The 6178-nt window shown below is 56.5% G+C and carries 6 protein-coding genes; 1 reads left to right on the top strand and 5 read right to left on the bottom strand.

The window, feature by feature from the left end:
- The 5 genes from ACR0AO_RS24975 to pyk form a co-directional block, all read right to left on the bottom strand.
- Window positions 1–132, bottom strand: a 132-nt coding sequence (locus ACR0AO_RS24975) for a biotin carboxylase N-terminal domain-containing protein (RefSeq protein WP_480609601.1), incomplete at its 3' end; no start/stop codon positions are given.
- 177 nt (window positions 133–309) lie between these two features.
- Window positions 310–1074 (bottom strand): triose-phosphate isomerase, encoded by a 765-nt coding sequence (gene tpiA / locus ACR0AO_RS24970; protein WP_480609597.1) that lies wholly within the window; start codon window positions 1072–1074, stop codon window positions 310–312.
- 13 nt (window positions 1075–1087) lie between these two features.
- The gene (eno, locus tag ACR0AO_RS24965; protein WP_480609594.1) at window positions 1088–2362 is read right to left on the bottom strand and encodes a phosphopyruvate hydratase; all 1275 of its coding nucleotides are present in this window, start codon (window positions 2360–2362) and stop codon (window positions 1088–1090) included.
- 12 nt (window positions 2363–2374) lie between these two features.
- Window positions 2375–3376 (bottom strand): type I glyceraldehyde-3-phosphate dehydrogenase, encoded by a 1002-nt coding sequence (gene gap / locus ACR0AO_RS24960; protein ID WP_480609591.1) that lies wholly within the window; start codon window positions 3374–3376, stop codon window positions 2375–2377.
- A complete protein-coding gene (gene pyk / locus ACR0AO_RS24955; RefSeq protein WP_480609588.1) occupies window positions 3373–4860 on the bottom strand; it encodes a pyruvate kinase in 1488 nt (495 codons plus the stop codon). Before pyk ends, gap begins: the two co-directional genes overlap by 4 nt.
- A gap of 155 nt (window positions 4861–5015) precedes the next feature.
- Between pyk and ACR0AO_RS24950 the strand changes: the two genes are divergently transcribed.
- Window positions 5016–5804 carry a DeoR/GlpR family DNA-binding transcription regulator gene (locus ACR0AO_RS24950; RefSeq protein ID WP_480609585.1) on the top strand — a complete coding sequence of 263 codons (789 nt, stop codon included), beginning with the start codon at window positions 5016–5018 and terminating at the stop codon, window positions 5802–5804.
- Window positions 5805–6178 lie beyond the last annotated feature (374 nt).

Genomic DNA, 6178 nt, shown 5'->3' with positions numbered 1-6178 from the left:
CATCTCGTTGGCCGCGCGCATCACGCGAATGGCAATCTCGCCGCGGTTGGCGATCAGGATTTTCTTGAAATCGGTCATTGGCAGGTCCCGGCGGATGATTTGAATTTTGGATTTGTCTTGTGATCTTCGGATAAGTTCCTGACGGCTAGCCTGGAGAGCTACGGATAAACGTTGCGCGAAAGCGGTCACTGAATTGGCAATTTCAGGCGAGCTCGACCGGCTGTGCCCCTGACTACTTCCGAGTGATCACCTGGTCAGGTTCCCGCCATTAACGGGAACCTGGGCAATTCATCTCAGAACTATTTCCGGTTACGATCGAATTTCCGCAGCAGCGGCGGCAATCTTGGCAAAGGCAACCGGATCAAGCGATGCTCCACCGACGAGAAATCCATCAACCGCATCGACTGCAGCGATTTCCGCTGCGGTATCCGGTTTGACGGAACCGCCATAGAGAGTTCGAAACGGCCTGCCATTTTCTTCTGACCACCGGCAGATTACGTTATGCATTTCCGAAACCTGCTCGATGGATGCAGATTTTCCGCTGCCTATTGCCCACACCGGCTCATAAGCGATAATCGTGTTTTGATTGGTCGCCTCATCGGGAAGAGCTGCCTCAAGCTGTTGCAACACGACATCCAATTGACGACCTTCCTTGCGTTCCGAACTGCTCTCTCCGACGCACAATATCGCGGTCAGCCCGGCTGCAAGCGCGGCCTGCATCTTGTTCTTTACCACCTCATCGGTTTCGCCAAACAGCGTTCGTCGTTCGGAATGCCCGACAATGACATAGCGTGCGCCGCTGTCGACCAGAAGGTCAGCAGAGATTTCTCCTGTAAACGCACCGTTTTGCCCGGTGAAGCAGTTTTGCGCGCCGACTACAATGGAGGCATCTGAAACCAGTTCGGCGGCTTGTGGGATAAGTGGTGCTGGGACACACAAGACCAGCTCGATTGCATCAAACCGCAAAGCATCTAAAGCCGCATGGAAGGATTGCAAACTTTCAGATGACCCGTTCATCTTCCAGTTTCCGGCAACAAGAAAGCGCCCGTTGCTGGCTTGTGTCGAACCTGTCATTTCACTGCCTCCGTTAGCTCAAAATACTCGGGCCTGCGTACTCGGCGACTTCGCCCAGCGTTTCTTCAATGCGGATCAGTTGGTTGTACTTGGCCAACCGGTCCGACCGCGCCAGCGAGCCGGTTTTGATCTGTCCGCAATTCGTCGCCACCGCCAGATCCGCGATGGTGGCGTCCTCGGTCTCACCCGAGCGGTGCGACATCACATTGGTGTAACGTGCCCGGTGGGCCATATCGACAGCGCGCAGGGTCTCGGTCAGGGAACCGATCTGGTTCACCTTGACCAGCATCGAGTTGGCGCAGCCGCGCTCGATCCCTTCAGCCAGACGTGCGGGGTTGGTCACGAAAAGATCGTCGCCCACAAGCTGCACCTTGTTGCCGATTGCGTCAGTCAGGGCCTTCCAGCCGTCCCAGTCATCTTCGGACATCCCGTCCTCGATCGATATGATCGGGTAGTCGTTCACCAACGCTTCCAGATAGGCCACATTCTCATCCGAAGACAGGCTCTTGCCCTCGCCCGACAGAACGTATTTGCCATCCTTGTAATATTCGGTCGCCGCGCAATCGAGCGCCAGATAAATGTCGTCACCCGGCTTGTAACCCGCCTTTTCGATCGACTTCAGAACGAAATCCAGTGCCTCGCGGGTCGAGGCGATGTTCGGGGCAAAGCCGCCCTCGTCGCCGACACCCGTGGCCAGACCGGCCGCCGACAGCTCTTTCTTCAGCGTGTGAAACACCTCAGCGCCCATCCGAACCGCCTCGCGGATGTTCGTGGCCGAAACCGGCATGATCATGAATTCCTGAATGTCGATCGGGTTGTCGGCATGTTCGCCGCCGTTGATGATGTTCATCATCGGCACCGGCAGCACGCGGGCCGAGGTGCCGCCCACATAGCGGTACAAAGGCTGGGTGGTGAAATCCGCCGCCGCCTTGACGGTTGCCAGCGACACGCCCAGGATCGCGTTCGCGCCCAGACGACCCTTGTTCTCGGTGCCGTCCAACTCGATCATTGCCTGGTCAATTGCGACCTGTTCAGTCGCGTCAAATCCCACCAGCTCTTCCGCGATTTCGCCATTCACCGCGGCTACGGCCTCAAGTACACCTTTGCCAAGAAAGCGGCTTTTGTCGCCGTCGCGTTTCTCGACCGCCTCATAAGCCCCGGTCGACGCCCCCGATGGCACCGCAGCCCGGCCCATGGTGCCGTCTTCAAGGATTACGTCCACCTCAACCGTTGGGTTTCCCCGGCTGTCCAGAATTTCGCGCGCGTGAATGTCGATAATGGTGCTCATACTGGCTCGCCTTTAGTTGGCATGCGCCATGGCGCAAGAGGTGTCGAGCATCCGGTTGGAGAACCCCCATTCGTTGTCGTACCAGCTGAGGATGCGGAACATACCACCGTCGGTCAGACGCGTCTGGTCCGTGGCAAAGATAGAGGAATGCGAGTTGTGATTAAAATCGGTCGAGACCAGCGGTTCCTCCGACACAGCCAGAACGCCCCGCATTTCGCCCACCGCAGCTGCTCGGACCGCATTGTTGATTTCGTCAACTGTGGCCGAAGTCTTGGTGGTGAAACATAGATCCACCGCAGAAACATTGGGCGTCGGAACACGGATGGCTGAGCCATCCAGACGCCCCTTGAGTTGCGGCAGCACTTCGCCAACGGCACGAGCCGCGCCGGTCGAAGTCGGAATCATCGACATGGCAGCGGCGCGAGCGCGATAGAGATCCTTGTGCATCGTATCCAACGTCGGCTGGTCGCCGGTGTAGGAATGGATAGTGGTCATATAGCCGGTATCAATGCCGAAAGCTTCGTCCAGAACCTTGGCGACCGGCGACAGGCAATTGGTTGTGCAGCTGGCATTGGACACCACGACATCGCGCCCGGACAGGCTAAGATGATTGACGCCATATACGACGGTCTTGTCGACACCCGTGGCGGGCGCCGAAACCAGTACTTTCTTCGACCCGTTGCCGAGATGTTGAACGGCAGCGTCGCGTTTGGTGAAGATGCCGGTGCACTCCAATGCCACATCGACATCGCCCCAATCGAGTTTCGCCGGATCGCGTTCCGCGGTGACACGAATGGCCTTCCCGCCAACCAAGAGAGTGCCGCCTTCAGCCGCAACCTCTTCGCCAAGAGGGCCGTGCACGCTGTCGTATTTCAGCAGATGCGCATTGGTTTCCACCGGCCCCAGATCATTCACCGCAACAACGCTCACATCGTTGCGTCCGGATTCGATCAGCGACCGAAGAATACAACGACCAATGCGGCCAAATCCGTTGATTGCAACTTTGACTGTCATGATCTTACCTCTTGAGTTGATCGATACATCTGTTTGACCTGGCCGCCCTTAAAGGCGGCCGCCTCACCTTCCTCAACTGAGGCGATGCGAAGAATGTTAGTGGTTCCGGCGGTGTTCAGCGGCACGCCCGCTGTGATCACGATCCTATCTGCCTCCCGGGCAAGCCCTGTGTCCCTGGTGATGCGAATTGCAGCCTGGACAGCGTCCTTGAACCTTTCCCCCGGCGCGATCTGATGGCAGGTTAATCCCCAGACGAGCCCCAACCGCCGTGCGGTTTTGATATACGGTGTCAGGGCCAGAATCGGGACACGCGGCTTTTCCCTCGCGGCGAGCTGGGCGGTATATCCCGACTGGGTGTAGCAGCAGATCGCGCGCAGCTCAGTGGTTTCGGCAATCTCGCGCGCAGCCGCGGTGGTGGCTTCGGCCACGGTGTCACGACATGGCACCCGGCTGGCCTCGATGACCTGTCGGTAGCTCGGATCTTGCTCGGTTTCCAGCGCCACGGCGTTCATGGTTCGCACGGCTTCGACCGGAAAGCCCCCGGCGGCGGATTCAGCCGACAGCATAATGGCATCGGCGCCGTCGTAGATCGCAGTCGCGACATCCGACACTTCTGCGCGCGTCGGAACTGGAGCCGCCGTCATGCTCTCAAGCATCTGTGTGGCGACGATCACCGGCTTTCCCTCCTTTCGACACTCGCGCACAAGCCGCTTCTGAATAGCCGGGACACGTTGCACCGGAAGTTCGACTCCGAGATCGCCGCGGGCGACCATAATACCGTCGGAAGCCGCGAGGATTTCCGCAAATTCATCCACCGCTGCCGGCTTTTCAATCTTGCTCAGGATCCGGGCACGCCCGTTTGCCAGTTTTCTCGCCTCTTCGACATCCTGTCGACGCTGAACAAAAGACAAGGCGAGCCAGTCAGCCCCCAGATCGCAGGCAAATTCGAGGTCGCTTCGATCCTTTTCGGACAGTGCGGCAAGCGGAAGGATCACGTCCGGGACGTTCACCCCTTTGCGGTTTGAGATCGTTCCGCCAACTTCAACTCGGCAATTCGCGTGGTTTGGGCCACAGTCCTCGACCCGCAAACGGAGCAAGCCATCGTTGACCAACAGCGATGCGCCCGGTTTCAGCGCCGCAAATATCTCGGGATGCGGCAGGCATACGCGTGTTGCGCCGCCTTCGGCTTCATTTAAGTCGAACCGAAATTCAGCACCGGCCTCCAGCTGCGCTTTGCCACCCTCAAAAACACCGCAGCGTAGTTTCGGACCTTGAAGATCGGCCAGAATGCAAACTGGCTCGCCCAAGTCTCGCTCTACTTGACGAATGACGCTGTGCAAGCGTTCGATGTCTTCGTGCGTGCCGTGGCTCATATTCAGGCGAAAGACATCTGCACCTTCCTGCTTCAGAGCCCGCACAATCTCATATGAGCTTGATGCCGGGCCTAGCGTGGCGACAACCTTCACTTTTCGCTGCTCGGTCATGCTTGTCCCTTTTTGCTCACAAATGTTCATTTGGTAGCGCTAACGAACATATTTGAGCAGATTCGTCAACCAGTAACCCTCATTTTTTCTTGTGATGTCAAAAATCCTGTGAAAAAGCTGTTAAACACAACGTCTGATTTCCAATGTGAACCCGAATGAGCAAAATTGAAAAAGATAAAAGTGTGAAAAGCGCGTTTCGCGCTGCACAAATTCTCGAAATCGCTCAAGCTGAAGGAAAAGTCCTGGTCGATGATCTTGCCCGGCGTTTCGAAGTCGCGACCCAGACCATCAGGCGTGACCTCGCAGCACTGTCCGAAGAAGGAAAGTTGGAACGCGTGCACGGGGGGGCCATCCTACCAACCGGACTTGTCAACCTCGGATATGTGCAACGCAAGAAATTGAATGCCGAAGGCAAAGCAAAAATTGGGCGGGCATGTGCGCAGGAAGTTCCGGAGGGATCGTCGGTTTTCATCAACATCGGCACGACAACAGAAGCCGTTGCGGGGGAGCTACTGCACCACTCCCAACTGCTGGTTGTCACCAACAGCCTGAATACAGCAAACATTCTTATTGCCAACGCCGATTGCGACATCATAGTTGCGGGCGGAAATTTGCGACGCTCGGATGGGGGGCTGCTCGGCAACCTGACGACGCAAGTCGTCGATCTGTTCAAGTTTGACCTAGCAATAATAAGCTGCGCCGGGATCGACGACGACGGGGATCTGTTGGATTTTGATTTGCAGGAAGTTCACGCAACCAAGGCCATCATCCGACAAGCAAAGTCTACCTACGTGGTCGCGGACCGGACCAAAATGGGTCGCTCCGCCCCAGGAAAAATTGGAGACTTGCGATTTGCTGACAAGCTTTTCACCGATGCCCCCCTGTCCGGTGATCTGAAGGACAAATGCGCCGACTGGGGCACGGAAGTGGTGATCGCGTGTTAGGTGAATACTGGCAGTCAGGTAGAAAAGCCAATATCCAATGAAGATGAATAAACCGGCTGGAGATAGACTCATTCGAATTCCAATTTAGGGCAACTGCTGCGGTTTTCCCCCAACCAAAGACCCCTATTTTTTCAACTTCGAATGACCCTCTTTCCAATTCTGGTCAAATACGCCCTGATCCGTAAATTCCGAGATCTGGTTTTCGTTTCAGGGCACTAGACCAAGTGTAGCAGCAGTTTTCATGTTTTGATGTTTCTGCATCATCGCATTTTGGGATTCTGGGTGGTTCTGAAGGTGTAGACGCCCCCGCTGGCCTCGATGTGCCATTGTGGGTTTGCAAACAACCTGAATGGAGGCGTCTATGGGAGAGATTA

The sequence above is a fragment of the Ruegeria sp. AF8 genome (genome assembly GCF_056541825.1).
Note: the sequence above shows the minus strand (reverse complement) of the source record. Positions and strands in the feature narration are given on the sequence as shown.